Origin of the sequence: Nostoc sp., from assembly GCF_036917465.1 — a bacterium.
In the GTDB taxonomy this organism is placed as follows: Bacteria; Cyanobacteriota; Cyanobacteriia; order Cyanobacteriales; family Nostocaceae; genus Nostoc.
Window position 1 is genome coordinate 1 of record NZ_JBALDL010000064.1, and the last position, 1,569, is coordinate 1,569.

Genomic DNA, 1,569 nt, shown 5'->3' on the forward strand with positions numbered 1-1,569 from the left:
CGACCGACCTAGGTTAGACCAACTTACGTTCTATATAGCTGTATGCTTTTCGATTTGTAAGGGGTGTAGGTCTCCCTAAAAAGGAGGTGATCCAGCCACACCTTCCGGTACGGCTACCTTGTTACGACTTCACCCCAGTCACCAGTCCTGCCTTAGGCATCCTCCTCCCCGAAAGGTTGGAGTAATGACTTCGGGCACTACCAGCTTCCATGGTGTGACGGGCGGTGTGTACAAGGCCCGGGAACGAATTCACTGCAGTATGCTGACCTGCAATTACTAGCGATTCCTCCTTCACGCAGGCGAGTTGCAGCCTGCGATCTGAACTGAGCTCCGGTTTCCGGGATTTGCTTGCATTCGCATGCTTGCTGCCCTCTGTCCGGAGCATTGTAGTACGTGTGTAGCCCAAGGCGTAAGGGGCATGCTGACTTGACGTCATCCCCACCTTCCTCCGGTTTGTCACCGGCAGTCTCTCTAGAGTGCCCAACTTAATGCTGGCAACTAAAAACGAGGGTTGCGCTCGTTGCGGGACTTAACCCAACATCTCACGACACGAGCTGACGACAGCCATGCACCACCTGTGTTCGCGCTCCCGAAGGCACTCCCAGCTTTCACCAGGATTCGCGACATGTCAAGCCTTGGTAAGGTTCTTCGCGTTGCATCGAATTAAACCACATACTCCACCGCTTGTGCGGGCCCCCGTCAATTCCTTTGAGTTTCACCGTTGCCGGCGTACTCCCCAGGCGGGATACTTAACGCGTTAGCTACGGCACGGCTCGGGTCGATACAAGCCACGCCTAGTATCCATCGTTTACGGCTAGGACTACTGGGGTATCTAATCCCATTCGCTCCCCTAGCTTTCGTCCCTCAGTGTCAGTTACGGCCTAGCAGAGCGCCTTCGCCACCGGTGTTCTTCCTGATCTCTACGCATTTCACCGCTACACCAGGAATTCCCTCTGCCCCGAACGTACTCTAGCTATGTAGTTTCCACTGCTCTTATCTAGTTGAGCTAGACTCTTTAACAGCAGACTTACATTGCCACCTGCGGACGCTTTACGCCCAATCATTCCGGATAACGCTTGCATCCTCCGTATTACCGCGGCTGCTGGCACGGAGTTAGCCGATGCTTATTCCTCAGGTACCGTCATTGTGTTCTTCCCTGAGAAAAGAGGTTTACGACCCAAGAGCCTTCCTCCCTCACGCGGTATTGCTCCGTCAGGCTTTCGCCCATTGCGGAAAATTCCCCACTGCTGCCTCCCGTAGGAGTCTGGGCCGTGTCTCAGTCCCAGTGTGGCTGATCGTCCTCTCAGACCAGCTACTGATCGTCGCCTTGGGAGTCCGTTACACTTCCAACTAGCTAATCAGACGCGAGCTCATCTTCAGGCAGTTAACCTTTCACCTCTCGGCACATCCGGTATTAGCCACCGTTTCCAGTGGTTGTCCCAGACCTGAAGCCAGATTCTCACGCGTTACTCACCCGTCCGCCACTGTGCCCGAAGACACCGTTCGACTTGCATGTGTTAAGCATACCGCCAGCGTTCATCCTGAGCCAGGATCAAACTCTCCGTTTTG

1 rRNA gene is annotated in these 1,569 nt (G+C 54.5%); it reads right to left on the minus strand.

What is annotated here, in order from left to right:
- Positions 1-79: 79 nt before the first annotated feature.
- A 16S ribosomal RNA gene (locus V7K38_RS14200) occupies positions 80-1,568 on the minus strand.
- Position 1,569: the final 1 nt, after the last annotated feature.